The 26026-nt window shown below is 54.5% G+C and carries 21 protein-coding genes; 9 read left to right on the plus strand and 12 right to left on the minus strand.

Annotated elements, in window-relative coordinates; all coding sequences use genetic code 11:
* Window positions 1-2: 2 nt before the first annotated feature.
* The 6 genes from pseI to A3841_RS02445 all read right to left on the minus strand — a co-directional run bounded on the left by pseI (window position 3) and on the right by A3841_RS02445 (window position 7103).
* Window positions 3-1046, minus strand: a complete 1044-nt coding sequence (pseI, locus tag A3841_RS02420) for a pseudaminic acid synthase (protein WP_073850734.1) — start codon at window positions 1044-1046, stop codon at window positions 3-5.
* A gap of 7 nt (window positions 1047-1053) precedes the next feature.
* Window positions 1054-2535, minus strand: coding sequence for a UDP-2,4-diacetamido-2,4,6-trideoxy-beta-L-altropyranose hydrolase (gene pseG, locus A3841_RS02425; RefSeq protein ID WP_073850735.1), 1482 nt, complete (start codon window positions 2533-2535; stop codon window positions 1054-1056).
* A 4-nt stretch (window positions 2536-2539) separates the two neighbouring features.
* Window positions 2540-3226, minus strand: a complete 687-nt coding sequence (gene pseF, locus A3841_RS02430) for a pseudaminic acid cytidylyltransferase (RefSeq protein ID WP_073850736.1) — start codon at window positions 3224-3226, stop codon at window positions 2540-2542.
* Complete coding sequence (gene pseC, locus A3841_RS02435) at window positions 3226-4401, minus strand: UDP-4-amino-4,6-dideoxy-N-acetyl-beta-L-altrosamine transaminase (protein ID WP_073850737.1); 1176 nt, start codon at window positions 4399-4401, stop codon at window positions 3226-3228. Before pseC ends, pseF begins: the two co-directional genes overlap by 1 nt.
* An 80-nt stretch (window positions 4402-4481) precedes the next feature.
* A complete protein-coding gene (gene pseB, locus A3841_RS02440; protein ID WP_073850738.1) occupies window positions 4482-5501 on the minus strand; it encodes a UDP-N-acetylglucosamine 4,6-dehydratase (inverting) in 1020 nt (339 codons plus the stop codon).
* A gap of 276 nt (window positions 5502-5777) precedes the next feature.
* Window positions 5778-7103, minus strand: coding sequence for a glycosyltransferase family 4 protein (locus A3841_RS02445; protein ID WP_073850739.1), 1326 nt, complete (start codon window positions 7101-7103; stop codon window positions 5778-5780).
* A 191-nt stretch (window positions 7104-7294) separates the two neighbouring features.
* On the opposite strand from A3841_RS02445, the gene ffh reads away from it, so the two are divergent.
* Complete coding sequence (gene ffh / locus A3841_RS02450; protein ID WP_073850740.1) at window positions 7295-8632, plus strand: signal recognition particle protein; 1338 nt, start codon at window positions 7295-7297, stop codon at window positions 8630-8632.
* Window positions 8633-8835: 203 nt separating this feature from the next.
* Here the strand turns inward: ffh and A3841_RS02455 are convergent, their stop codons facing one another.
* Window positions 8836-9321: a nucleoside deaminase gene (locus A3841_RS02455; RefSeq protein ID WP_073850741.1), complete on the minus strand. Its 486-nt coding sequence runs from the start codon at window positions 9319-9321 to the stop codon at window positions 8836-8838.
* A 73-nt stretch (window positions 9322-9394) separates the two neighbouring features.
* On the opposite strand from A3841_RS02455, the gene A3841_RS02460 reads away from it, so the two are divergent.
* Both A3841_RS02460 and A3841_RS02465 read left to right on the plus strand, forming a co-directional pair.
* A complete protein-coding gene (locus A3841_RS02460; RefSeq protein WP_073850742.1) occupies window positions 9395-9847 on the plus strand; it encodes a hypothetical protein in 453 nt (150 codons plus the stop codon).
* Between the two features lie 383 nt (window positions 9848-10230).
* Window positions 10231-10773: a hypothetical protein gene (locus tag A3841_RS02465; RefSeq protein ID WP_235861262.1), complete on the plus strand. Its 543-nt coding sequence runs from the start codon at window positions 10231-10233 to the stop codon at window positions 10771-10773.
* A gap of 8 nt (window positions 10774-10781) precedes the next feature.
* On the opposite strand, the gene A3841_RS02470 is transcribed toward A3841_RS02465, so the two are convergent.
* Together A3841_RS02470 and A3841_RS02475 are read right to left on the minus strand one after the other, a co-directional pair.
* A complete protein-coding gene (locus A3841_RS02470) occupies window positions 10782-11375 on the minus strand; it encodes a DUF429 domain-containing protein (RefSeq protein WP_073850744.1) in 594 nt (197 codons plus the stop codon).
* A 248-nt stretch (window positions 11376-11623) separates the two neighbouring features.
* Window positions 11624-12157 (minus strand): DinB family protein, encoded by a 534-nt coding sequence (locus tag A3841_RS02475; RefSeq protein ID WP_073850745.1) that lies wholly within the window; start codon window positions 12155-12157, stop codon window positions 11624-11626.
* A gap of 232 nt (window positions 12158-12389) precedes the next feature.
* On the opposite strand from A3841_RS02475, the gene A3841_RS02480 reads away from it, so the two are divergent.
* Window positions 12390-13100 carry a class I SAM-dependent methyltransferase gene (locus A3841_RS02480; RefSeq protein ID WP_073850746.1) on the plus strand — a complete coding sequence of 237 codons (711 nt, stop codon included), beginning with the start codon at window positions 12390-12392 and terminating at the stop codon, window positions 13098-13100.
* An 81-nt stretch (window positions 13101-13181) separates the two neighbouring features.
* On the plus strand, window positions 13182-14090 hold the full coding sequence (locus tag A3841_RS02485) for a YihY/virulence factor BrkB family protein (RefSeq protein WP_073850747.1): 909 nt from the start codon (window positions 13182-13184) through the stop codon (window positions 14088-14090).
* Between the two features lie 177 nt (window positions 14091-14267).
* Here A3841_RS02485 and A3841_RS02490 read toward each other — a convergent pair whose 3' ends face one another.
* On the minus strand, window positions 14268-14771 hold the full coding sequence (locus A3841_RS02490; protein WP_073850748.1) for a hypothetical protein: 504 nt from the start codon (window positions 14769-14771) through the stop codon (window positions 14268-14270).
* Window positions 14772-14884: 113 nt separating this feature from the next.
* Window positions 14885-15901 (minus strand): UDP-N-acetylmuramate dehydrogenase, encoded by a 1017-nt coding sequence (gene murB / locus A3841_RS02495; RefSeq protein WP_073850749.1) that lies wholly within the window; start codon window positions 15899-15901, stop codon window positions 14885-14887.
* A gap of 228 nt (window positions 15902-16129) precedes the next feature.
* Between murB and A3841_RS02500 the strand changes: the two genes are divergently transcribed.
* Window positions 16130-17311, plus strand: a complete 1182-nt coding sequence (locus A3841_RS02500) for a THUMP domain-containing class I SAM-dependent RNA methyltransferase (protein WP_073850750.1) — start codon at window positions 16130-16132, stop codon at window positions 17309-17311.
* Between the two features lie 65 nt (window positions 17312-17376).
* Here the strand turns inward: A3841_RS02500 and topA are convergent, their stop codons facing one another.
* Window positions 17377-19815 (minus strand): type I DNA topoisomerase, encoded by a 2439-nt coding sequence (gene topA / locus A3841_RS02505; protein ID WP_073850751.1) that lies wholly within the window; start codon window positions 19813-19815, stop codon window positions 17377-17379.
* A 164-nt stretch (window positions 19816-19979) separates the two neighbouring features.
* On the opposite strand from topA, the gene A3841_RS02510 reads away from it, so the two are divergent.
* From A3841_RS02510 to A3841_RS02520, 3 genes are all read left to right on the plus strand, one after another.
* A complete protein-coding gene (locus A3841_RS02510; protein WP_073850752.1) occupies window positions 19980-20468 on the plus strand; it encodes a SixA phosphatase family protein in 489 nt (162 codons plus the stop codon).
* A gap of 108 nt (window positions 20469-20576) precedes the next feature.
* Window positions 20577-21323, plus strand: a complete 747-nt coding sequence (locus A3841_RS02515) for a ParA family protein (protein ID WP_073850753.1) — start codon at window positions 20577-20579, stop codon at window positions 21321-21323.
* A gap of 169 nt (window positions 21324-21492) precedes the next feature.
* The gene (locus tag A3841_RS02520; protein ID WP_235861263.1) at window positions 21493-26001 is read left to right on the plus strand and encodes a HAMP domain-containing protein; all 4509 of its coding nucleotides are present in this window, start codon (window positions 21493-21495) and stop codon (window positions 25999-26001) included.
* Window positions 26002-26026 lie beyond the last annotated feature (25 nt).

Genomic DNA, 26026 nt, shown 5'->3' on the forward strand with positions numbered 1-26026 from the left:
GGCTACACCATGTCCCAGGTTAGCGGGGTGCCGGCTTTAATGGCTACTGCGGCAGGCTTTCCGAGCAGTTCTTCGTAGTGCTTGGGCGCCAGGCCCAGGCCCGGACGAATCACCCGGATGTTCTCTTTGGTAAGCGCCTCACCGGCAGCGATGTCTTTTGCTGCATAGACAGAGCGCTTGAACAGGCGGCTTTTCTCCTCTGCGCGCTGCACGCCATACTGCACATGCCCCAGTGCTTGCCACGCCCTTTCCGACTCCACCACCAGCGCCTGCAGTTCCTGCGGCTCCAGCGAAAAAGCGGAATCCACGCCGCCATCGGCCCTTGACAAAGTGAAGTGCTTTTCGATAACCGTTGCGCCCAAGGCCACGGCAGCCACAGCGGCTCCCACGCCCATCGTATGGTCCGATAGGCCCACCTGTACATCAAACAACGCACGCATGTGCGGTATGGTGGCCAGGTTCGTATTTGCTGGGGTAGAAGGATAGGTGCTGGTGCATTTCAAAAGTATAAACCGCTCACAGCCGGCCTTCCGCAGCACGCGGACGGCCTCGTCCAATTCCGTCAGCGTGGCAGCGCCAGTGCTCATGATCACCGGTTTGCCAGTGGCAGCTACTTTGCGCAGTAGCGGGTGATCGGTGTTCTCGAAAGAGGCAATCTTGTAGACCGGTGCCCCCAGTTCTTCCAGAAAATCCACGGCAGATTCATCAAAAGGTGAAGAAAAGGCGATCAGGCCACGTTCTTTGGCCCTGTCGAAGATAGGCTGGTGCCATTCCCAGGGTGTATAGGCCTCTTTGTAGAGGTCGTAAAGCTCGCGGCCTTTCCAGAGCGAATTTTCATCTTCAATGGTAAAGGCACCGGGCAGCGTCATGGTGTCGGCGGTATAGGTCTGCAGTTTGATGGCGTCGGCACCGGCATCGGCGGCGGCATCCACAATGGCCAGCGCACGCTCCAGCGAGTGGTTATGGTTGCCCGACATCTCTGCAATGATGAATGGCTTATGCGTTGGGCCAACCAAACGGCCCGCAATGGTAATATCCTGGATCATGTTATACTTACTTTATACTTTGTGGGCGCAATTCAAACCGATGCGCCTGCGGAAACTTCGGATCGGGCGTACCATAGCTGAAACCTGCTTTCTCGAAGGCTCTCACCGAAGCCTTATTCTCTTTTTGTACCAATCCCTCCACCAGTTCCAGAGCAGGGTTTTGTTGCAGTAATATTGCCACGCCTTTCTGCAGGATCACATGCCCAAGCCCTTTTCCCCTGAAATCGGAGCCGATGAGGTAGCTGATAATGGCTTTTCCATCTCGGAGCTCAAATCGGATGTGGGCGACCGGCACGCCTGCCGCCTCTGCAATATAAAGTTTCGCCTGCTTATCTTCCAGCTTTGTGTACAGCCAGCGGGTGTGGCTCTCTAGAAGTATAGGGTTCGGGTTGAAGGATTGTTTGCGCACTACCGGGTCGTTGGCCCAGTCGTAGAGCAGCAGCAGGTCGTCGGCAGTAGCTTCGCGCATGGATAGGCTTGCCGCCAGTGCCATGTTACGGAACACTTCCCGCAGCCTTTCACCAGACTTACCATCAAAATGCTGGCGCTGGTTTGCAACTATTTGCTCAAATGCACTAGGCAGCTCATCATTTATACTTTGGGGTAGCTGTTCATACTTTTGCGCCAGACCATTTTGAGTCAGGAAAGTATAAAGCCCTTCCTGGTTATCCGCTGTCTGAAGTATAAACAGCAACCCGCCCACGGAAGCATACTCGTAGGCCACGCCGCTGGCAGAGGTGATCGCTATGCCGCAGTCGTGCATTAACCGGCACATCTCCTCGGCGCTTAAATTTTGATGCAGGCGACACGTTGGATTCTGTTGCAGCCAATTCTGCAGGTCGGGCAGGTGCTGGTAGGCACTGCCAACAATTAGCTCTACCTTGTTTATACGTTGGATGCGCTGTAATTCCCTGGCTATTCGTAAGGTATGGTTCTGCGGATCGGCCCCGCCCAGGTTCAGAAACACGCGCACCTCACCGGTAGGGAAAGTCCTTTCTTGTGTGGCTGCCTGCAGAAAAGGAGGACGTAGCAGCGCATACTTCGGACCCAGTAAAAGTTTGGTGTAAGGTGCCGTTTTATACGTTGCCGACTCTACGCCGCCAGCCTGGTTCAGGACGGCATCTGCCACAAAAGTATAACGGTGGATATCGTCGATGCAGAAAAGCGGGCAGCCTTTGCGCTTTATACTTTGCTGGTAGGCTGTGTTAAAGCCATAGCCATCCAGCACCACCAGCACGTCCTCGGCAATATAAGCATCCAACTCATGTATGAATCTTTCTTCGCTGTGGTGGCAGGTCGGAAGTATGATAACGCCTTCGCATGTTTGCCTGATCTGCTGCTGCAATTCGGGGGCAGGTGCCTGTATGGCAAACACGCATTCAAAGTCATGGCGCAGCATTTCGGCCAGGGCCAGCGAGCGAACTACGTGGCCCAATCCAATCTGGCTGTTGCCGTCGGCACGGAAAATGATGCGGGTTTTACCTTCCATAGCCTTACGGGTTTAACAATTGGTACTTGAGCTCGGCCAGTTTCCAGTCTGTCAGGTTGTCGATGTCCTGCACCTCAAGCTCTTCCAGTTCTACAGCGCCAGAGTTTTGGGTGAAAAGGCTTTGCTGCTGCAGAAATCTATCCACGCGAAACCAGTAAAACTGACCGGCATCGTGGTAGGCGGCTGGCAGGTCTTGGGAGCGGCTGGTCAGGTGCTCCGGCCAGTTCATGATGGTCTTTCCTTCCTCCATTTTCAGGCTCCTCCAGATCGGGTAGCTATACTTTACCACCGGGAAAACAGTGTCGTAATTGTTGGCGGTAAGCTGTTCGTAAGCAGCCACCAAAGCGGCCTGCCCCACCAATGGAGCGGTAGGGTAAAGGCAGCAGCCCAGATCGAATTGCCTGCCCGCTTGTTCATACTTTTGCAGTACCTCATTAAGTACGGCAGCAGTGGTGGCGAAGTCGTCGGAAGTTCCGGGAGTTCTCAGAAAAGGTACTTTCGCACCATACTTCACTGCCACGTCCGCGATCTCTGCATCGTCAGTGGAGACCATCACTTCGTCGAACAAACCAGAGTTCAGCGCAGCTTCGATGGAGTAAGCTATGACCGGCTTGCCCAGAAAAGCCCGGATGTTTTTTCTTGGAATCCGCTTGCTGCCTCCCCGGGCCGGTATGATGGCGATTACTTTCACTACCCTACAAACTCTTCCACCTTCTCAATCACGAATTCCTGTTCCTCCTGCGTTAGGCTTGGGTACATGGGCAGGCTCAGGCAGCCGGCATAATAACCTTCAGCCTCGGGATAATCGCCTTTATTGTAGCCCAGGTTGCGGTAGTAGGGCATGGTGTGGGCCGGGATGTAGTGCACCTGCGCGAAAATGTTGTGCTGGCGCAGGTAATCGTAGAGGCCTTTGCGGTCTTCCACCTGAATCACATACAAATGGTACGCGTGGCCGGTTTCTCCCTCGCCATCAAGTGCCTCGGGGCTGGTGCCTAACACAGTAATGCCTTTGTGGTTCTCAAATGCCTTGTCGTATACTTTGGCGATGCCTCTGCGACGGGCAAGGCCGGCCTGAGCGCGGTGCAGCTGCGAGATGCCCAAAGCGCAGAGCATGTCCGGAATGCGGTAGTTGTAGCCCAGTTCCTGCATCTCCATGTACCAGCCACCGTGGTTTTCCTCCATCAGGTCCGGGTCGCGGGTGATGCCGTGGGTGCGCAGTTTGAGCAGTTCCTGGTACAGCTTTTCATTGTTCGTGGTAACCATGCCGCCCTCGCCGGTGGCAATGTGCTTCACCGGGTGGAAAGAGAAGATGGCCAGATCAGCATATGTTCCGTTACCGCACAATTGCTTTTGGCCTTTGCTGTCGATGAAATAGCCTCCGGGCGCGTGGCAGGCATCCTCAATGATCCAGAGGCCGTACTCGTCGGCCAGCTGGCGGTACTCCTCCAGGTTCACGGGATTTCCTGCAAAATCAACAGGGATGATGCCATTATAATACCCTTTGGGTTTGCTCTCCAGCAGCTGGCGCACTTTGTTGATGTCCAGCAGGGCAGTGGCAGGGTCCACATCGGCAAACTCTACGGTGCCGCCGCAGTAGCGCACACAGTTGGCAGAGGCCACAAACGTAATGGGTGTGGTGATGACTCTTGACGCCCCGTTCACACCCAGGGCCATCGTGCACAGGTGCAGCGCTGCCGTGCCGTTGGAGCAGGCTACCGCATACTTGGCGCCTACATAAGCAGCAAATGCCTGCTCGAACGCCAGTACCTTCGGCCCCTGTGTCAGGAAATCGGATTGCAGGGTTTCCACTACCGCCGCAATATCGTCTTCAGTAATGTGCTGGCGACCGTAAGGGATGGGCTTCATGTTTTTAATGAATAATCAAGAATGAGTAATGAATAATATTAAATGTAATAAAATGAGAATTAGTCATTCATCATTAATCATTACACATTAAAACTTGGGTCTACGTGCTGACGGATCTGCTCGCGCAGCTCGTCCACCGTCAGCCACTCGGTATTGGTGCCGGAGTTGTACTTAAAGCCCAGCTCGGTCATTTTGCCGTTGTGGGCTTTGAGGAAATCTTCTGTGCTCCAGATCGGGGTAGACGGAAGTATAACGTAGTACTTTTCCAGTTCCACGGTGTTCAGCGAGTCGGTTTCGGTGATCATCTCTTCGTGCAGTTTTTCTCCCGGACGAATGCCCACCACCTCCTGCTCGCAGTCAGGGCCGATGGCCTCAGCTACGTCGGTGATGCGGTAAGAAGGGATTTTTGGAACGAAGATTTCGCCTCCCCAGTGTTTATCCAGGGCATGGAATACCATCTCAACGCCTTCCTCCAGCGAGATGTTAAAACGGGTCATGTCGGGGTGGGTGATGGGCAGTACGCCATCGGCACGTTTCTTCAGAAAGAACGGCACCACGGAGCCCCTGGAACCGATCACGTTGCCGTAACGGACCACTGAGAAGCGGATATCGCGCTTGCCGCGCATGTTGTTGGCAGCCACAAAAAGCTTGTCAGAGCACAATTTGGTAGCACCATACAGGTTAATCGGCGCGGCGGCCTTGTCGGTAGAGAGCGCTACTACATCTTTTACCCCGCAGTCCAGCGCGGCGTTTATCACGTTCTCGGCACCTAATACGTTGGTTTTGATGCACTCCATGGGGTTATACTCGGCGGCTGGCACCTGCTTGAGGGCAGCGGCGTGTACAATAATATCGATGCCTTCGCAGGCGCGCTTGAAGCGGTCTCCATCGCGCACATCGCCAATAAAATAACGGATGGAATTATACTTGCTGTGGGGGAAAACCTGTGACATTTCGAACTGTTTCAGCTCGTCGCGGGAGTAAATCACCACTCTTCGCACGTTCGGGAAGCGGGCGTACACCATCTCCACGAATTTCTTTCCGAACGAGCCCGTGCCGCCCGTAACCAATATAGCCTTGTTGTTAAGGTCTAATGCCATCCTACGTTTTTTGCTTTATACTTTGGGTGCAAAATGGTCACCCAATCCTGCTGCAAGATACTTATTTTAACGGAAGGGTGCACGGGTAGAAGTGTCCGGAATTATACTTAAAAAGAGTACCGGCTTTGGTTGAGTCGCCGTCTCCCGGGATGTTTATACTTGGCAGCGTTCTGCCTGACCCAGCGAGAAGTATAACAAGTATTAAATATACAAACGATACTCTCACTAACTCAATGGCGAAGTGGGACTATGCCAGAGATGACAGGATGTGGCAGATTACTTCTTCACCAGCTTCCTGATTACCTTCGCCAGTTCCTCCGTCAGCGCCTCGCGCGAGAAGCGGGAGTGGTTGATGTAGGGCAAATCCAGGTTGGGGTTGATCTTCCAGGCCTTGCTCCACTGGTTCATGTGGTCCAGCATCAGGTCGTAGGCGGTGTAGTGGAACAGGCGGCCCGCTCCGCACTCGTCGATGATGCGGTCCATGTCGGAGTGCACCGGCCCGAGCGCGATAATGGGCTTATTGGAGGCCAGGTATTCGAACAGCTTGCCCGGTACGTTGGCGTACACGTTCTCCACGTCGGCGATGGCCAGGAACAGCACGGTACTCTCCATCATGTACTTAATGGCCTCCTGGTGCGGCACGTACGGTATAAACTCCGTGATGCCCAGCACACCGGCTTTCTCAATCCGCTTCTTCATCCCCTCCGACACCTTGCCCACGAAGCGCAGCTTGTAATTGATCTCGCTGTGTACCGTCAGCATGTGGGCCAGCACCTTCAGAAATACATCGATGTTATACTGCTCGGTGATGGTGCCCGTGTAGGTGATGATGAACTCGTTTTTCGGAGGATTGCTTTGATACACGAAATCGGCTCCGTCGTAACCATTCGGAATCACGTGAATCTTGCGGCCGTCTATACTTGCCGGCTTGTTCAGGAAAAGGCGTTTGGTGTCCTCACTTGTCACGATCACGGCATCCGCCTGCTCCAGCACCTGCCGCTCATACTTTTCGTCCAGCCGTTTGGCAAGGGGCGTGTGGTACAACTGGTCGTAGTAGTGGATATTGGTCCAGGGGTCGCGCAGATCGGCTACCCAGGGCAGGTTATACTTTTGTTTCAGCTTCAGGCCAATGAGCTGCGTGGAATGCGGCGGGCTGGTGGTAAGGATAGCTTTATACTTGCCGCCCCGCAACAACTCGTCTGCCTTGCGTATAGCATGCTTGTTCCAGCCCACGCGGGCGTCAGGAATAAACAGGTTGCCACGCACAAACTTGAACAGCTTATCTACCAGCGTGTCTTTTGACTGCTGGTTGGCAAAACCGCTGTAGGGGATCTCCTTCTTGCCGGAAAGTTTTTTGTAGTACTCGAAGGGCTCTGAGGTGGCGGTGCGATAAACCTGCAGCCCCTCGGGAACTTCCTGGGAGAAGGTTTCATCCAGGAGCGGGTAGGAGGCCTGTTTCTCGTCCACCGTGAGCACGGTTGGGTGCACGCCAAACTGGGGCATGTATTTACAGAATTTCAGCCCACGCTGCACGCCCGGCCCACCGGAGGGCGGCCAGTAATAGGAAATGTAGAGTATATCGGTTTGGTCAGTTTCTTTCAAGGCAATAGGCACAATGCATTCGTTGTCAAATATAGGGAATTAATCATTCCGATAATGGCTTTACGCGCCCGAAAAGCTGCTGTTGTCTTTATACTTCTGAGACAGGAAAAACCGTCCGGGCCGATGCCGTACAATAAAGTAGTAAGTTTTCCTGATAATCCGTATTTTTGTAGGTAAATCCAGAAAAGAACATGTTCGATAATTTAAGTAACAAGTTAGACCGCGCCTTTAAAACGCTGAAAGGCCAGGGAAGCATTACCGAGATAAACGTAGCCGCCACCATCAAAGAGGTGCGCCGCGCCCTGGTGGATGCCGACGTAAACTATAAAGTTGCCAAAACTGTCACCGACAACATCAAGGAGAAGGCTCTTGGCCGTGACGTGCTCATCGCCGTGTCGCCGGGCCAGCTGATGGTGAAGATCATGCACGAGGAGCTGACCGAGCTGATGGGCGGCGAGAAGCAGGACATCAACCTGAAGGGCGAACCGGCCATTATCCTCATCTCCGGTCTGCAGGGATCTGGTAAAACCACCTTCACGGGCAAGCTGGCCAATTACATCAAAAAACAGGGTCGTTCTGTGATGGTGGCTGCCTGCGACGTGTACCGCCCAGCGGCGAGTAACCAGCTGCAGGTGCTGGCCGAGCAGGTGGGCGTGGAGGCCTATACCGAGCCGGAGAATAAGAACCCGGTGCAGATTGCCCTCAACGCCGTAGAGCACGCCCGGAAAACGCATAAGAAAGTCGTGATCATCGACACCGCCGGCCGTTTGGCCGTGGACGAGGCGATGATGAAAGAAATAGCCGAGATCAAAGCGGCCGTGAAGCCAACCGAAACCCTGTTTGTGGTGGATTCCATGACGGGCCAGGATGCAGTGAACACGGCCAAGACCTTTAACGAGCGCATTAACTTCGATGGCGTGGTGCTGACCAAGCTGGACGGTGACTCGCGTGGTGGTGCGGCCCTTTCGATTCGTGCCGTGGTGGAGAAACCGATCAAGTTTATCTCTACCGGTGAGAAAATGGAGGCGCTGGACCTGTTCTACCCGGACCGTATGGCGCAGCGTATCCTGGGCATGGGCGACGTGATCTCACTGGTGGAGCGCGCGCAGCAGGCCTTCGACGAGGATGAAGCCAAGCGCATCAACCAAAAGATCCGCAAGAACCAGTTCAACTTCGATGACTTCCTCACGCAGCTGGAGCAGATCAAGAAAATGGGCGACATCAAGGACCTGGTAGGCATGATACCGGGCGTTGGCAAGGCCCTGAAGGATGTGGAGATCGATGAGAACGCCTTCAAGCCGATCGAGGCCATCATCAAGTCGATGACGCCGCAGGAGCGCGAGAACCCGGATATGATCAGCGGCAGCCGCCGTGCCCGCATTGCCAAAGGCAGCGGCACCGACATCACGCAGGTAAACAACCTGATGAAGCAGTTCAACGACATGCGCAAGATGATGCGCTCGATGAACAAGATGTCCGGCAAGCGCGGCGGCCTCGGCAACCTGGCCAACATGATGAAGCAGCGCTAGCCCTCAGCCAAAGGACTGTTTAACAAAAGACAAATGAGCTGCTCCGTGTAGAAGCCGGGCAGCAAAATAAAAACCGCTGGTTATACCCTCAAAAGTATGGCCAGCGGTTTTATTATACTTCTAAAGTATAACCTGTCGTTTTTTAGCACTTCATCTCAAAGTATAAAGTATACCTTAACTCTCTAACTCTCTAACTCTCTAACTCAGTAAGGCTGCTTGTCTTCCTTCTGCTCCCAGGCCTCAAAAGCCTTCCGGGCTTCCTCGGGCAGGAGCTGCACCATCGGGATGCGGCGCTGGTCTATGGGCTTTTCCAGCTCTTCGTAAATAAAGGAATCGTCGAAGCCGATGCGGGCGGCGTCTTCGTGGCGGTTGCCAAAGTATACTTTGCTCAGCCTGGCCCAGTAAATCGCGCCCAGGCACATAGGGCAGGGCTGGGAACTGGCGTACATCTCGCAGTCGGAGAGGTCGTGCGTGCCCAGGGCTTGGGTTGCCGCCCGGATGGCCTCCATCTCGGCGTGCGCGGTGGGATCGTGGGTGTGCAGCACCTTATTATAGCCGCGGGACACAATGACGCCGTTGCGCACGATCACCGCCCCGAAAGGCCCGCCGTAGCCCTCCCGCATTTTCTCGATCGAAAGGCTGATCGCCTCCCGCATAAACTCCTCTTGTCTTGCTTCGGTATTTCTCATTTTTCTAGCAACGCTTGCACGCAAAATCCTCGTCTTGCGTAAGTTAACTTGTGTAAGCCAATTAAGCTGATCTATGTTAGCAACACTGATTTTGTTCCTCACTCTTACTGCAAACCCGCCTCCAAAGTTTGGCCCTGTTTCTCCAGCTTTCCAGGTGCAGCAGGCAGATACCGTGGCCATGCTCTCCAAAACTTGGGCGTTGCGTGAGCAGTTTTATGCTCATAGAGGAGAGCTGGAGCCGGTGCAGCCACACGAAAAAGCAGAACTGACCTTTCGGACCAATGGTACCTATACCTTAACCCGTCATTATGGAGTTCAGGATGCGGGGAGCACAGAGGAAGGGCGGTGGGAACTGGATGCCTCCAGCGGGGCGATACGTATGCAGACAAGGCAGGTGGATGGCCGGTCTATACTTAGCACGATGCTGCCGCGCTGGGAGGTCAGGGAGCTGACCGATACTAAACTGGTGCTGCGGTTTATGGCGTTGAGCGGCCAGTGCCTGGTGCTGGAGGCCAAAAGTAAATAGCTTATACTTCACTTGTGCGGTATTAATGCATACTCGAAGTATAAGCTATTGCAGTCGGTGCCCCTGTGGGCGATGCTGGCGGGTGAAGCGCTAGAAGTATAAATATCCTTATACTTTTATTTTCTATAATTTTGTTCCTGTTCTTTCTTACGCACCACTAAGGAGAGGGTTGTAATCTTTTTAAGTTCCTGTTTTTGCCTGCTGTCTTGTGCATGCCATAAGCTACGGTTTATGATAGTGAATACTCGGCGTTGATTTTTAATATCTTATATAGGTAATTTTCCGTACAGAAGGACACAACCTTACTAAACCAGCGATAAAACATGAAGAGGATATTTCGAATTCTAACACCATTACTTTTCACTACATGCCTGCTAATGGTAATGAGCTCCTGTTCCGCTACCAAGGAGCAGCAGGTAGAAGATGATCTGGGGGATTTCAGGGCCTGGGTGAGCAATGCCACCTCCAACGCAGCCGATCGTACGGAGGAGGACTGGAAGCGTGCCCGCGAGGACTTTAAGATCCGCACGGAGGAGCTGGACCGCAAGCAGGAGAACTTCTCCTCCGAACTGCAGCAGGACTACCAGAGTCTGAAGCAGGAGTTTCAGGATGCCGACGAGGAGTACCAGCGCAGTTTAACCGGCGAGGGTCTGGCGGAGTGGGAGCAAAGCCTGCTGGGGCAGTGGGCCGACGCCGACAGCATCGACGAAAACAACGTGCGGGAAGTATACATTACCTTCATGGAAAATGTGCGGGCGCAGAAAGAGAACTGGACCAACGAGGACTGGGAAATGGCCAAGCAGGTGCTAGATAAGCTAAACGAGCGCAAAAACGAGATCAGCGGCAACATCCCAACGGATTCGGAGGTGAAGATAAAGGCCCTTCAGATGGAATTCCACACCCTCGAGACAGCCGCCGATCTGTAAGGAACGCCTCACACGATGATGCGGCCCTCACGGGCATCCCCATAAAGTATGGATTTCCCAAGGCTGTGCCTGTGCCCTGACAGCCAGGCAAGTATGGCGTCCAGTTGGTGCCAGTTTTGGAGCGGCTGCTGGAAGTTATAGGGGAGCAGACCCTGCAGCATTTCCGCGTAAGCCGGAAGGGCGGCGGGGTCTTTTTTGTATCCCTGTAGTTGGGGCAGCAACAACCGAACCGCCTCGGTAGGGTATGTCTCCAGCAGAGCTATCCCGCTGGCGGCGAGCTGTGTCCTTAGTCTTATCGCGCGTGCCGTTAACCCGCCAATAAACATCGGCGACATGGCCTGCACCTCGCGATCGGCCTGGCGGTAAAAGAAGTCGGAGTCCGGTGTATAAGCCTCCATGCTGTAGACTTTGGGGAGCGTGAGCGGCGCATCGATGTACACCACCTGCGGCTTCAGCCGAAGAACCAGGTCGCGCAGCCATGCATCGGCATCTTTCCCCTTTTCGCTCTGCCATACCTGCAGCACACCCTGCTGCACCATGGCCGCGGTAGTGGTGCCGGCCAGCTTCGAGCCATAATCCACCCCCAGATGATGATCTTCCATACCAATACTTTTTACCTGCTGCCGTACCAGGCTTTATACTTTGGGAGGAGGATGCGGGTTATACTTTGGTTGAGGGAGCGCCCCGCAATTGTGTGGAAATACTGAAGTACGGGTGGGAGGTGGTGATGGGGATAACCTGTTTTCTATCACAGGTGCTAACGTTCTAACTCAGAGGAATTAATTATAGAACTTTCATCGGTTGTCTTTAACATCAAAGTATAACCTATACTGCAGAAGTATAAAAGAAATTACTTTACCAGAACCTCTTTCTGAGCCTGTAAAATACGTTTGTGGTGGATGAAATGGTCCTGCAAAAAGGTGAGGGTCTGGCTGATGGTGAGGTAGCCGGTAATCGGGTGCTTGAATACGCCTTTGTCCAGCAACTGCGGGGGGAAGCCGGTCAGTTCATCCTCCAGCTCAAAGCGGGCCTTGTCCCACTGCTGGCGCAGCTCCGGCAGGTGGCAGGTCTCGGGCACCGAAGCCACCAGCGGCGGTGCTTTGAACTTGCGGCCCGAGTGCAGGGCCAGCTTGAGTAGCAGCGCCTTGGCCTCCTGCGCCATGCTTATATCTTGCAGTTCCTCCTGCCGCTGCAGCTTATAGCGTATGTTGTTCAGGGCGCGTTCTTCCACCACGACCATGTGCGCCACATGCTGGTTGATGCTCCACTTGCCCGGGGCAGGGAATGCATTCAGCTGGTTATCGTCCAGGCCGGCCAACTCGTCCAGCAGGCGGTTCCTCAGTTCTTCCAGGCGCAGGTATTTGGCTTCCAGTTTCGGATTCATAAGCAGGTTTTAGCTGAGTGCATTTGCTGACAGGGCAACTTCGTTCAAAAACAGATGTTAAAGCTACAGAAGTTCGTCACATATGCAATATAGCGACGCCTTAATTTAATGTAAACTCCTGATGCCTTGAATTTTGAATGCATCGGTTTATACTTTATCATACGATAAGTATAAAACCTGTTGGTGCGGGAGCTGATTGTTCCGAAATTGCACCATAGAACCATACATACGCATGAAAAATGACCCGATAGGCACGGCTGTGCTGGATTATATGGCCGGTGCCGAAGACGCTGAGGTGATAGTGGAAAGTAACCTGACGGAGGAGGATGTGATTCCGGTTTATTACCTTTTCCGCACGGAAGCGGAAATGCCGGAGCTAGAGCAACAGGCCCTGGACGCCTGCCGCGGAGCCGTGCTGGACGTGGGTGCGGGTGCCGGCTGCCATACCCTGGCACTGCAGCAGCGCGGGGTAAACGCCACGGCGCTGGACGTGTCGGCAGGGGCCGTGGAGGCTATGCGGCGGCAGGGGATAAGGCAGGTGCTGCACCAGGATGTTTATAAATTGGAGGGCGCTAAGTATGATACCCTGCTGATGCTGATGAATGGCATCGGCCTTGCGGGCTCGCTGCCGGGGCTGGACCGGTTCCTGGAGCACGCCAAAACGCTGCTTGCACCGGGCGGACAGATCCTGTTGGAGTCAGCCGACATCCTGTACATGTATGAGGAAGAGGACGGCTCGGTGATACTGGACCTGAACGCCGGCTATTACGGCGAGGTAAAGTACAACATGAAGTATAAAGAGCAGGAAAGCGGCTGGTTCGACTGGCTCTTCATCGATGCGGCCATCCTGGAGGATTACGCGCTACGGCACGGGTATACGTTTGAGGTCCTGCAGCAGGGTGATGCAGGGAATTACCTGGCCCGGCTGGAGCTGGAGGGGTAGCAGCAGGGGTATCGTAGTTTTGAAAGTGCCGTACATAGGAGCTTACACCTCTTTAGCAACAGGTAAAAAGCTTTTAGGCACATGAACGAAAAGTTAAAACTGGGCTGGACCCTGACCAAGCGCACCTTCAAGAAGTTCAGCGAGGACCGGCCGCTCGACTGGGCCGCCATCATCGGGTTTTATACAATTTTCTCCCTGCCTGCCGTGCTCATCATCACGCTGCGCATCGCTGGCGCTGCCTTTGGCGATGAGGCGGTGCAGGGTGAGCTTTCCAGTCAGATTGGCGGCATCATTGGCCAGGGCGGGGCAAAGCAGGTGCAGAATATCATCGAGAACGCCGACCGCTCCGCCTCCACCACCATCGGCACTATCATTGGCGTCTCCACCATGATCTTTTCCGCCACCACGGTGTTCGTCGCACTGCAGGACTCCCTGAACGCCATGTGGGAGGTGAAGGCGAAGGCGGAGCTGGGCTGGGTAAAGCTGGTGGTGGATAGGGTGCTCTCGCTGGCGATGGTGGTGAGCCTGGGCTTTCTGCTGCTGGTGTCGCTATCGATAGACGTGGTGATGGGCCTGGTGAACGAGTTTCTGCGGCAGGAGCTGTCCGGCATTGCCGTTTACCTCATTACGGTGGGCAATGTGGTCATCTCCATACTTATCAGCATCATCATCTTCGCAGCCATCTTTAAGGTGCTCCCCGATGCCAAGATCCGCTGGCCCAATGTATGGGTGGGTGCCACGGTGACGGCCATACTTTTCGTGCTGGGCAAATTCGTTCTCAACATCTACTTCCAGCACGACCCGCTGGCTGATACCTACGGCGCCGCCGGCTCGCTGGTCCTCATCCTGGTGTGGGTGTACTATACTTCTGTGATCTTTCTGCTGGGGGCCGAGTTTACACAAGTATATTCCCAGGTGAAGGACCGCGGTATCCGCCCACAGGACAATGCCGTGAAAGTGAAAGTGAAGGAAGTGGAGAAAAAAGAGTGAGGCAATGCCCGGCGCTAAGCCCAAAAGTATAAACCGACAGAAGAAGCAGCCGCCACAAAGTATAAAAGAAAGTATAAAGCCGCAGGCTAGGGCTGTGCGAGCAGCGGCTCATCCAAATAAAGCAGCCCCGGTACTTTAATGGTGCCGGGGCTGGTTATAGACTAAGTAAAGCGATCCTTACTTCACGAACCTCAGTTCAGCATTTACGGGCTTGCCCCCGGTGAAGGCTTGGATCAGCCTTGGGTCTACACCAATGATATCCCCCAACAGGTTCAGGTTATCGACGTTGATGGTGGTGGTCAGGTCCATGTTGTCCATTGTCAGGCGCTCGATGTTCATCTCGCCCAGGTTTTCCAGCGATACCTTTGTCTCGTCGGCGTTGAACTCCCAGTTGCCGTTGTAGGTCTGCTCCTGCCCATTAGCCTGGAAGACGGCGGTGTACGTGTTGTCTTCCCGTACCGTGAGGCGGAGCGTCTGAAACGTATTGGCGTTCTCACCCACTCCCGGGATCAGGGCCACATCGATGCTGTTGAGCAGCACTTTGTCGCCTTTCCACTCGCCCGATGTAATAAACTCTGTATTAGTGGGTTCGGGTTGGCCGTCATCATCGTCATCGCAGGAGATGAGCAGGTTCAGGGACAGGAAGAGGGTAAGGTAGAGTAAAAAGTTTTTAGAGCGCATAGTGTTAACTTGTGAAGGGTCATATAATAAGCAAGTAATACACTATAATAGCGCAGGAATCAGCAAATGGTTAGGCAAAACCAAGTATAAATTTTCATGGAAGTCAGCCTGTGTTACATGATGTTCACTTCCGGGCTCAGTTGTATCCCAAACCTCTCCTTCACCGAGGCAATGACCTCAAAAGCCAGCTTGCGGATGTCCTCGCCTTTGGCCCCGCCGTAGTTTACCAGCACCAGCGCCTGGTTCCTGTGCACGCCGTAGTTGCCGATCACCTTGCCCTTCCAGCCGCACTGCTCGATCAGCCAGCCCGCCGGCACTTTTACGGTTGTTTCGGAGACCGGGTAGGAGGGGATAGCGGGGTAAAGTTTTTGCAGTTCCTCGTACTGGCTTAGCGGAATTTCCGGGTTTTTGAAGAAGCTGCCCGCATTGCCGATCTGCTTTGGGTCCGGGAGCTTGCTCTGGCGGATGTGGCAAACGGCGGCGCTTACGTGGTGAATATTGGGCTCCTGTACCTGCATCTCCTCCAGTGTGGTTTTAATGGCGCCATAGGAGGTGTTGAGGGTATGCTGCTTGTGCAGCTTGAAAACCACGTGCGTGACAATGTACTGCCCTTTCAGCTCGTTCTTGAAAACGCTCTCCCGGTACCCAAAGCGGCACGCCTCGTTATCGAATACACGCACTTCGCCCGTCTCCATGTGCACCGCCTCCAGCTCCTGAAACACGTCTTTCAGCTCCACGCCGTAAGCGCCGATGTTCTGCAGCGGCGCGGCGCCCACTGTGCCCGGTATCAGCGAAAGGTTCTCCACACCGCCCAGGTTCATGTTCAGGGTGTGCAGCACAAATGCATGCCATACTTCGCCGCCGCCGGCTTTCAGGTATACATGCGCCTCATCTTCCCCGATCTTACGGATGCCCTTTATTCCGTTCAGCAGCACCACCCCCTCAAAATCCTTTGTAAACAGCAGGTTGCTGCCGCCGCCAAGTATAAGTTTGGGCTCCTGCCTCAGCTCTGGCAGCCGTAGCAGCTCCTGCAACTCCTCTACCGTGTCGAAGCGGGCAAAGAGGCGGGCTTTTACGTCGATGCCAAAGGTGTTGTAAGGCTTTAAGGGAAAATCGGTCTGCAGTCTCATAAGCGGGTTATTTGCGGTAAAGATAACTTTAGTAGTTAAGAGTTAAAAGTTAAGAGTGATGAGTTGGGGAGCATATAATATGGTTAAACGTTAGTAGAACGCAGCGTACAAGTCTATTGTACTGCTGATAGTTGTCTGAACGCTAAAAGTGAACAAGCGAGACTCTTAACTTTTAACCCTCAACTCTTAACTCTTCCCGCTATCTTTGCACCGGATAAAGTATAACGTATGGCGAAGAAGACACCGACCGAAAATTTTAATATCATCGTGACCACGCTCTCCGGCCTGGAGGAGGTGCTGGCGGAGGAGCTACAAGCGCTGGACATGGAGTTTGTGAAGGTGGGCAACCGCGCCGTGTCCTGCTCCGGCAACATGCGCCAGCTCTACGAGGCCAACCTGTGGTGCCGTACCGCTATCCGCATACTCAAGCCCATCCGCCAGTTCAAGGCCCTCGATGAGAAAAGCCTGTACGAGCAGGTGCAGAAAACCGACTGGACCGGGATAATGGACCTGAGCATGACCTTCGCCATTGACGCGGTGGTGAGCCATTCTACTTTCGAGCACTCGCTCTACGTGTCGCAGCTGACGAAAGACGCCATTGTGGACCAGTTTCGGGCAAAGACCGGGGAGCGGCCGTCTGTGGACAGGATCCGCCCGGATGTGCGCCTGAACCTGCACATGCACGACAACGTGGTCACGCTTTCGCTCGATTCTTCCGGCGACTCGCTGCACCGCCGCGGCTACCGCCTGCAAACCAACGTGGCGCCCCTGAACGAGGTGCTTGCCGCGGGCATCATCGCTTTGTCTGGCTGGGATAAAAAATCTCCTTTCATTGATCCGATGTGCGGCTCCGGCACGTTCCTGATAGAAGCCGCGCTGATGGCGCAGAACATGGCCCCGGGGCTTTTCCGCCGCGACCCCTTTGGCTTTGAGAAGTGGAAGGACTACAACGAGCAGCTCTTCGAGCTGGTTTGGAATACCGCAGAGGCAAAAGCAAAGAGCGCCCCGCAGGCGCAGATCATCGGCTACGACCTGGACGAAGACTACGTGGAAGCCGCCCGGAATAATATTGAAAACGCCGGCCTTGAAAGTATGATCCGGGTGGAGCAGGCAAACTTTTTCGAGACGCAGGCGCCCGAAGGGCATGGCGTGGTGGTAATGAACCCGCCTTATAACGAGCGCATTCAGTCCGACGACATCAACCTGCTCTACAAGCAGATAGGTGACACGCTGAAGCAAAGCTACCAGGGTTATGATGCCTTTGTGTTTACCGGTAACCTGGAGGCCGCTAAAAATGTGGGTTTGCGCACTTCACGCCGCGTGCCGCTTTACAATGGCTCCATTGAGTGCCGCCTGCTCAAGTATGAATTGTACCGTGGCTCCAGAAGAGGCGTGACGGAGGAAGAATAACGAATGTATAGAAACGAAAAGAGCACCTGTTGCAGGTGCTCTTTTCGTTTGATTTATACTTTAAGCTAGGCCTTTTTCTTTGGCGCGGCCTTTTTAGCGGTCGTTGCCTTCTTGGCTGTGGCTTTCTTCGCCTTGGCGGCTGGCTTCTTGGCAGCGGCGGGCTTATCGGCATCCGCCTTTTTCTTAAAGCCGCCGCGTGTTTTCTTCTCCGGCGTCGCCTCCGCCAAGTCGATGCATTCCTGCAGCGTCAGCTCGCTCGGCTCCTTGCCCTTGGGTATCTTCACGTTCTTCTTACCGGCCACAATGTAGGGGCCGTAGCGGCCGTTTAGCACCTGGATGTCCGGGTTCTCAGGGAACGTCTTGATCACTTTCTCCGCATCGGCCTTGCGCTTCGCCTCAATCAGGGCAACTGCTTCCTCAGCCGTTACTTTGAGCGGGTCCAGCGTCTTGGGCAGGGAGTAGAACTTGCTGTTGTGGCTGATGTAGGGACCGAAGCGGCCGATGGCGGCCTTCATTTCCTTCTCCTCATACACCCCCACAATGCGGGGCAGCTTAAACAGTTCCAGCGCGTCCTCCAGCGCCAGGCTCTCGATAAACTGGCCTTTGCGCAGGCTGGCATACACGGGTTTCTCGCCCGTTTCCTCGTTCTCCTCACCCAACTGCACATACGGACCGTAGCGCCCCAGCTTGGCGATGATCGTTTTGCCTGTCACCGGGTCAGTGCCCAGCTCGCGCGCGCCGGAAACATCAGCCCTGGAAACATTCTCGCTCGACTCGATGCGCTCGTGGAATTTCTGGTAGAACTGATCCAGCATGTTCTCCCACTCCTTCGTGCCCTGCGCGATCTCGTCAAACTCAGCCTCCACGCGTGCCGTGAAGGAGTAGTCGATCACGTTCGGGAAGTGCTCCACCAAGAAGTCGTTCACCACCATGGCCGTATCCGTGGGGAAGAGCTTGGCCTTCTCGGCACCCGTAATTTCGGTTTTGGTCTGGGTGGTGATATTGTCGCCTTTCAGCGTAAGCACTTGGAAATTACGTTCCTTGCCTTCGCGGCTGTCTTTCTCCACGTAGCCACGCTTCTGGATGGTGGAGATGGTAGGGGCGTAGGTAGACGGGCGCCCGATGCCCATTTCCTCCAATTTCTTCACCAGGCTGGCCTCCGTGTAGCGGGCCGGCGGACGGCTGTAGCGCTGCGTGGCCAGCATCTGGCGCAGGTTTATACTTTGCCCGATGCGCAGCGGCGGCAGCATGCCCTTCACATCCTCGTCAGCGCCCTCCTCCTCATCGTCTTTCGACTCAATGTATACTTTCAGGAAGCCCTCAAACTTGATCACCTCGCCGGTTGCCAGTAATTTCTGGTCCGGTTGCGTGGAGATGCCGATGGTAACGGTGGTTTTCTCAATCTCCGCGTCAGCCATTTGGGAGGCGATGGCGCGTTTCCAGATCAGTTCATACAGGCGCTGCTCGTTGCGGTCGCTGCTGGCAGTAAGCTGCGAAAAATCGGTCGGGCGGATGGCTTCGTGCGCTTCCTGTGCAGATGCCGATTTTGTTTTGAAACGGCGCGTCTTTACATATTTCTCCCCGAAAGAATTCTGAATAGCATTAGATGCACCTTGTATTGCCTCTTCCGATAAATTTACGGAGTCAGTACGCATGTAAGAAATTTTACCGGCTTCGTACAGGCGTTGCGCAACAGTCATGGTTTGGGCCACCGAGAAGTATAGCTTGCGGCTGGCTTCCTGCTGCAGGGTAGAGGTCGTGAACGGCGGGGCAGGGCTTCGCTTGAGCGGCTTCTGCTCCAGGTTCTCGATGGTATAGGCGGCACCGATACACTGCTGCAGGAAAGCCTGCGCCTCATCCTCTGTCTTGAACTTCTGCGGAAGCTCCGCCTCCAGCGTGCGTCCCTCCACATCAAAGTTAGCTGTGATCCGGAACGTGGCTTCTGCTTTGTGGCGCTCAATCTCGCGCTCGCGCTCCACCACCAGGCGCACGGCCACCGACTGCACGCGGCCGGCGGAAAGCCCGGTCTTGATCTTCTTCCAGAGCACCGGCGACAGCTCGAAACCAACCAGGCGGTCAAGTATGCGGCGTGCCTGCTGGGCGTTTACCAGGTCCATGTCGATGCCGCGCGGGGTGCTGATGGCATTGAGGATGGCGTTTTTGGTGATCTCCCGGAAGACGATGCGGCGTGTCTTGCTATCGTTCAGGTTCAGGGCCTCGGTCAGGTGCCACGAAATGGCTTCTCCCTCGCGGTCGTCGTCCGATGCGAGCCAGACTACCTCGGCCTCTTTGGCCAGCTTGCGCAGTTGCGCCACCACCTCCCGCTTATCACTGGAGATGACGTAAGTAGGCTTGAACCCGTGTGCAATGTCGATGGCGTTATTGTCTTTAGGCAAATCGCGCACGTGGCCGAAGCTGGACTTCACAATAAAGTCTTTCCCTAAATATCCCTCTATCGTTTTTGCCTTGGCAGGCGACTCTACTATGACTAAGTTTTTTATCATCCTTTAGATTTACAGGCAAACAAGGCCAATATTTGCCCAAAGTTCAAATTTTTTTTTCAACAATTACAACCTCATCCGTATAACAGGGGTTTAACTACGCGTGAAAAGCCAGCTGGCCCCGCGCCGGACCGGTGCTATACCTATACGTTCACCTGACAGAATCTATGCAAAGAATTGTACTTCTCTGCCGCCATGCCGAAGCGTATGACCCATTTCCGCTTCAGCCTGACTTTGAACGGGAGCTTACCCCGCTTGGCCAGCAGCAGGCCCGGAATGCCGGAAAATGGCTGCGTGAAAAATTTTCGAAAGTCGATGCGATTCTGGCCAGTCCGGCCAACAGGGCCAATGCTACGGCCCGCCTAATTGCCGGCCGCTTATACTTTGGCGAGGAGCAGATTACCTACGACCCCGACCTGTATAACGCCCGCGAAAGATTCCTGATCAAAAGCCTGGGCGAGCTGCCCGACCATGTGAAGCAGGTGCTGCTGGTGGCCCATAACCCCGGCATCACCCGCCTGGCCCGCGAATTAACCGATGAGCTGCAGCTTGGCTACCTGGAGCCCGCCAACGTGGTGGCGGTGGTTCTGGAGCTAAAGCAGTGGCAGGAAATCCATGTCACCACCGGCCTGCTGCTGGACCACTATAAAGGCTAAAGGACATTTTCTTTCGCCCCGGCATACTTTCAAATCATACTTTATTTCTATAGTTTAGTGGCATAACTGATACTCTACCTGCTATACAGCACCCTTAACACCAACCCGATGAAGACTAATGTGGTGGCCGTGATCAACCAGAAAGGCGGCACTGGCAAAACAACTACAACCATAAACCTGGGCAGCGCGCTCAGCAAGCTGGGCAAAAAAGTGCTCCTCCTGGACCTTGACCCGCAAAGCAATCTTTCCTACTCCCTGGCTGTTACCAACCCGTCCGCCACGCTGGCCGACGTTTTCCAGGGCGACAAAAGTATAAATGAGGTAATGGTAGAGAAGAACGGACTTTGGGTGGTGCCTGGTTCCAATGAGTTGGTAGATATTGAAATCTCCCTGGTGACGCAGCCGGAACGGGAGAAGTTCCTGCAATCCATACTTGCCCAGGCCAAAGGCTTCGATTTTATACTGATAGACTGTCCGCCCTCGCTGTCGGTGCTGACCCTGAACGCCCTCACAGCGGCGCAGGAGGTGCTTATACCTTTGCAGATGGAAGTGCTCACGCTGCAGGGGCTCGACCAGATCATGAATACGGTGCAAAAGGTAAAAAAAGCTTTCAACGCAAAACTTAAAATCAAAGGAATCGTAGTGGTGATGTTTGATGTGCGCCGCAAGCTGAGTCTGGAGGTTCTGGAGTACCTGCAGGAGAACGTGAAGGAGAAGATTTTCCGCAGCCAGATCCGCATGAACGTGAAACTGGCAGAGGCCCCCTCATTCGGGAAAAGCGTGCTGGATTACGATGCATCGTCGTACGGAGCCCGCGACTACACAGCGCTGGCAGCGGAATACCTGGAAGCCTAGAAGATAAAGGTTCGCTGAAACCGCGTAATTTCATACTTTTATAGTAAATTGCACTACTTGTACACCTGTTGCTGTGCTGCCGCACGCTGCCAAAATGTAGTTCCGGCGCCGCAAAGAGGTTAGCAGATATCCTATTCCAACCAAACGAATTATGGCCTTAGGTAAAAACTTGAAGTTGAGTAAAGAGAAGCTCATCAGTGACGTAGAAGCCAAACAAGAGAACAAGTCCGCTCCCCGGGCAAAGGCTGAGAAAGGAGGCGCCACCACTTCCGTGGCAGAGGCTCCTGCCAAGCCTGCAGCCCCGGCAACTGCAATGGACCAGCCGGCCGAACCCGCCAAGCCTGGGGCAGACAAACCCGCCGCAGCCAAAAAGCAGCGACAGGGCAAGCTGCCAAGCAACCCCGACTATATAAGCGATCAACTGAACCGGGTGCTGTACGCCCTCGATGCCTTTAAGAAGGGTGACGTATCGGTGCGTCTCACCAAACAGAACGACGACATCTTTGCCGATATAGCCGAAGCCTATAATTCGATGGTGGAGATGATTGGCGGTGTAGGTGGCGAGGTGTCGCGTATCTCGAAAGTAGCCGGTGTGGAGGGTAATCTGAAAGCCCGTGCCTCCGCCGAGAATGCCTCCGGTTTCTGGAAGGACATGATCAACAACATCAACGGCCTGGTGGATTCTATCGCGGTGCCGGTTCTTGAGGTAGGCAAGGTACTGAAGAATATCTCCCGCGGAAACCTGGACGAAACGTTCCAGATTCCGGTATCCGGAGACTTCAAGGTGATGGCCGAGACCATTAACCGCACCATCGATAACCTGAACCTGTTTGCCGGGGAAGTAACCCGCGTGGCCCTTGAGGTGGGTACCGAAGGACGCCTCGGCGGCCAGGCATCCGTGCCGAACGTAGCCGGTGTGTGGAAGGACCTGACCGACAACGTGAACACGATGGCCTCCAACCTGACTTTCCAGGTGCGTGACATTGCCAACGTAGCAACGGCGGTGGCGAAAGGTGACCTGACCCAGAAGGTATCGGTGGATGTAAAAGGAGAACTGAGTGAACTGAAGGAGAACATCAACCGCATGGTGGACTCCCTGAACATATTTGCCGGTGAGGTAACCCGCGTGGCCCGCGAAGTGGGTACAGAGGGACGCCTGGGCGGCCAGGCGAAAGTGCCGAACGTGGGTGGTGTATGGAAGGACCTGACCGACAACGTGAACACGATGGCCTCCAACCTGACCTCTCAGATGCGTGACATTGCCAACGTATCTACTGCCGTTGCCAAAGGCGACCTGACGCAGAAGATCACGGTGAACGTGCGTGGTGAGATGGCTGAGTTGAAGGAGAACATCAACCAAATGGTGGACTCGCTCAACATCTTTGCCGGGGAGGTAACCCGCGTGGCCCGCGAGGTGGGTACGGAGGGTAAACTAGGCGGCCAGGCCAATGTGCCAAGAGTAGAAGGAACCTGGAAAGAACTGACCGATAATGTGAACCTGATGGCGGGTAACCTGACTTCTCAGGTGCGCGACATTGCCAACGTAGCTACCGCGGTGGCCAAGGGTGATTTGACCCAAAAGGTGTCGGTGGACGTGAAAGGCGAATTGGGTGAGCTGAAGGATATCCTGAATGAAATGGTGGACCGACTGAATGTGTTTGGCGCGGAAGTAACCCGCGTAGCACGTGAGGTGGGAACAGAAGGTATACTGGGTGGACAGGCCAACGTGCCGAACGTGGCCGGTATCTGGAAAGAGTTGACCGACAACGTGAACTCCATGGCCTCCAACCTGACGCTGCAGGTGCGCGACATTGCGAACGTAGCAACGGCAGTGGCCAAGGGCGATTTGAGCCAGAAGATTACGGTAAATGTAAAAGGTGAGCTTGCCGACCTGAAGGAGAACCTGAACCAGATGGTGGACTCGCTCAACATCTTTGCTGATGAAGTAACTCGTGTGGCCCGCGAAGTGGGTACAGAGGGTAAGCTGGGTGGCCAGGCGAATGTGCCGAATGTTGGCGGAACCTGGAAAAACCTGACAGATAACGTAAACACAATGGCTTCCAACCTGACCTCTCAGGTGCGCGACATCGCGAATGTATCTACTGCCGTTGCGAAGGGAGACCTGACGCAGAAAGTATCGGTGGACGTGAAAGGGGAGATGGCCGAGCTGAAAGAGAACATCAACCGCATGGTGGACTCGCTCAACATTTTTGCAGGAGAGGTAACAAGAGTGGCCTTGGAAGTAGGTACGGAAGGGCGCCTGGGCGGCCAGGCCAACGTGCCGAACGTAGCCGGGGTATGGAAAGATCTGACAGACAACGTAAATATCATGGCCTCCAACCTGACAACGCAGGTGCGGGGTATAGCTAAGGTGGCTACCGCGGTAGCTAAAGGCGACCTGAGCCAGAAAATCACCGTGGAGGCGCGCGGCGAGCTCCTTGATTTGAAGGAGAACCTGAACCAGATGGTGGACTCGCTCAATATTTTTGGTGATGAGGTAACCCGCGTGGCCAGAGAAGTAGGAACTGAGGGTAAATTGGGCGGCCAGGCCAATGTGCCAAACGTGGGCGGAACCTGGAAAGACCTGACCGATAACGTAAACTACATGGCCAGTAACCTGACCTCTCAGGTACGAGATATTGCCAAAGTAGCCACCGCGGTGGCGAAAGGCGATTTGAGCCAGAAGATTACCGTGGAGGCCCGTGGCGAGCTCCTTGATTTGAAGGAGAACCTGAATCAGATGGTGGACTCGCTCAACATCTTTGCCGACGAGGTAACCCGCGTGGCCCGTGAGGTGGGTACGGAAGGTCGCCTCGGTGGGCAGGCCAACGTGCCGAAAGTACGTGGTACCTGGAAGGAGTTGACCGATAACGTGAACACCATGGCCTCCAACCTGACACTGCAGGTGCGCGACATCGCCAAAGTGGCCACGGCAGTAGCGAAAGGCGACCTGACCCAGAAAGTATCCGTGGATGTGAAGGGTGAGTTGAATGAGCTGAAGGAGAACATGAACCGCATGGTGGACTCCCTGAACATCTTTGCCGGGGAGGTAACAAGAGTGGCGCTGGAAGTAGGTACGGAAGGACGCCTGGGCGGCCAGGCCAACGTACCAAACGTGGCCGGGGTGTGGAAAGACCTGACTGACAACGTAAACACGATGGCCTCGAACCTCACAACGCAGGTGCGTGGTATTGTGAAAGTAGTAACCGCGGTGTCGAAAGGTGACCTGACGCAGAAGCTGATGCTGCAGGCGAAGGGAGAGATGGCTGACCTGGCTGACACGATCAATACCATGGTGGTTGACCTGAACCGCCTGGCCGGCGAGGTTTCGCGTGTGGCCAGGGTGGCGGGTGTGGAAGGAAAACTGACCGAACGCGCTACCCTGCAGGGTGTGGGCGGAAGCTGGAAAGAACTGGTAGACACGCTGAACGACCTGCTGGAGTCCATCGTAACGCCGGTGCTGGATGTATCACGCGTGGTACGTGCCATCTCCGAGGGTGATCTGACTCAGAAGGTAGAGGCCCAAACCGCCGGAGATATTCTGGATATGGCCAACGCGCTGAACCTTGCCGTTGACAACCTGAACGCCCTTCTTGGGGAGATCAACGATTCCTCTTTGGTGGTAGGCTCTTCCTCTGAGGAAATGGCTGGCAAAGGGCTGGAGATGAACAAGGTAACGCTGGATGTGGCGCTTGCCATGCAGCAGATGGCCGAGGGTGCGCAGAACCAGGCCCTCAAGACAGACCAGGCCTTTAAACTGATCGAGGAGATCATGAAGGCGACCAAGGAAACGGCTAACCGTGCCGAGGTGGTGAATAAGTCGGCCCTTCTTGGTGAGGAAAGCTCCCAGATCGGTCTGAAGACAGTGGCAGAAGTGGTGAAGAATATGGAGGAAATCTCCAGCTCGGCAGCTCTTACGTCGAAAACGATTGAAGTACTGAGCACACGCTCGCAGGAGATATCAAAATCACTTGGTGTAATCACTGACATTGCCTCTCAGACAAACCTGCTGGCCCTGAACGCTGCCATTGAAGCGGCCCGCGCCGGCGAGGCTGGTCGTGGTTTTGCCGTGGTAGCCGAGGAGATCAGGAAGCTGGCCGAGGGATCGCGTAAATCAGCCAGTGAGATTGCCACGCTGGTAGAGGATGTGAAAAAAGACACTGCCTCAGCCGCAACAGCTATCTCTACCATGGAGGGACGTGTATTGAAAGGAAAGAATGCCACATTTGAGGCTTCCGGAGCCTTTAAGAACATTGCTGCCTCCAGTGGTGAGACGCTCCGCACCGCGCAGGACATCCTTACCGCTACAGAAGTACAGAAAACGACGATCGGGGATGTGGTGAAGTATGTGGAGGAAGTGGTGGCCATTGCCGAGCAAACGGCCTCCGGCACGCAGCAGGTAGCCAGCACGGCCAAGCAACTCTCGGGTTCGATGCAGGAACTGACCTCATCGTCTCAGAACCTGAATGATATTGCGGCAGACCTGCAGGTAAGTATCTCTGCCTTCAAGCTGATTGACGGCAACCTGGTTTTTAACGAGCGAAAGGCCTTGATGGCCTCCATCCCGACAAATAACCAGCGCAAGCAAAGAAATCAGACTGGTAATAAAAGAGTGGCAACGGACTCGCCACGCAAAATTAATGACACCATGAGACTGGGAGACGGCAAGAAGAATTAATGGGAAAGGAAGTAAAATCTCTAAA

The sequence above is a fragment of the Pontibacter flavimaris genome (genome assembly GCF_001907195.1).
Lineage (GTDB): Bacteria > Bacteroidota > Bacteroidia > Cytophagales > Hymenobacteraceae > Pontibacter > Pontibacter flavimaris.

Excerpts from the sequence above, each read along its gene's own strand:
- pseB (WP_073850738.1), bottom strand. The coding sequence starts at position 5,501 with ATGGCATTAGACCTTAACAACAAGGCTATATTGGTTACGGGCGGCACG.
- A3841_RS02515 (WP_073850753.1), top strand. The coding sequence starts at position 20,577 with ATGAAGACTAATGTGGTGGCCGTGATCAACCAGAAAGGCGGCACTGGC.
- pseC (WP_073850737.1), bottom strand. The coding sequence starts at position 4,401 with ATGAAGCCCATCCCTTACGGTCGCCAGCACATTACTGAAGACGATATT.
- A3841_RS02455 (WP_073850741.1), bottom strand. The coding sequence starts at position 9,321 with ATGAGAAATACCGAAGCAAGACAAGAGGAGTTTATGCGGGAGGCGATC.
- A3841_RS02500 (WP_073850750.1), top strand. The coding sequence starts at position 16,130 with ATGGCGAAGAAGACACCGACCGAAAATTTTAATATCATCGTGACCACG.
- pseG (WP_073850735.1), bottom strand. The coding sequence starts at position 2,535 with ATGGAAGGTAAAACCCGCATCATTTTCCGTGCCGACGGCAACAGCCAG.
- A3841_RS02510 (WP_073850752.1), top strand. The coding sequence starts at position 19,980 with ATGCAAAGAATTGTACTTCTCTGCCGCCATGCCGAAGCGTATGACCCA.
- A3841_RS02490 (WP_073850748.1), bottom strand. The coding sequence starts at position 14,771 with ATGCGCTCTAAAAACTTTTTACTCTACCTTACCCTCTTCCTGTCCCTG.
- A3841_RS02465 (WP_235861262.1), top strand. The coding sequence starts at position 10,231 with ATGAGCTCCTGTTCCGCTACCAAGGAGCAGCAGGTAGAAGATGATCTG.
- ffh (WP_073850740.1), top strand. The coding sequence starts at position 7,295 with ATGTTCGATAATTTAAGTAACAAGTTAGACCGCGCCTTTAAAACGCTG.
- A3841_RS02485 (WP_073850747.1), top strand. The coding sequence starts at position 13,182 with ATGAACGAAAAGTTAAAACTGGGCTGGACCCTGACCAAGCGCACCTTC.
- A3841_RS02480 (WP_073850746.1), top strand. The coding sequence starts at position 12,390 with ATGAAAAATGACCCGATAGGCACGGCTGTGCTGGATTATATGGCCGGT.
- pseI (WP_073850734.1), bottom strand. The coding sequence starts at position 1,046 with ATGATCCAGGATATTACCATTGCGGGCCGTTTGGTTGGCCCAACGCAT.
- topA (WP_073850751.1), bottom strand. The coding sequence starts at position 19,815 with ATGATAAAAAACTTAGTCATAGTAGAGTCGCCTGCCAAGGCAAAAACG.
- A3841_RS02475 (WP_073850745.1), bottom strand. The coding sequence starts at position 12,157 with ATGAATCCGAAACTGGAAGCCAAATACCTGCGCCTGGAAGAACTGAGG.
- A3841_RS02460 (WP_073850742.1), top strand. The coding sequence starts at position 9,395 with ATGTTAGCAACACTGATTTTGTTCCTCACTCTTACTGCAAACCCGCCT.
- murB (WP_073850749.1), bottom strand. The coding sequence starts at position 15,901 with ATGAGACTGCAGACCGATTTTCCCTTAAAGCCTTACAACACCTTTGGC.
- A3841_RS02470 (WP_073850744.1), bottom strand. The coding sequence starts at position 11,375 with ATGGAAGATCATCATCTGGGGGTGGATTATGGCTCGAAGCTGGCCGGC.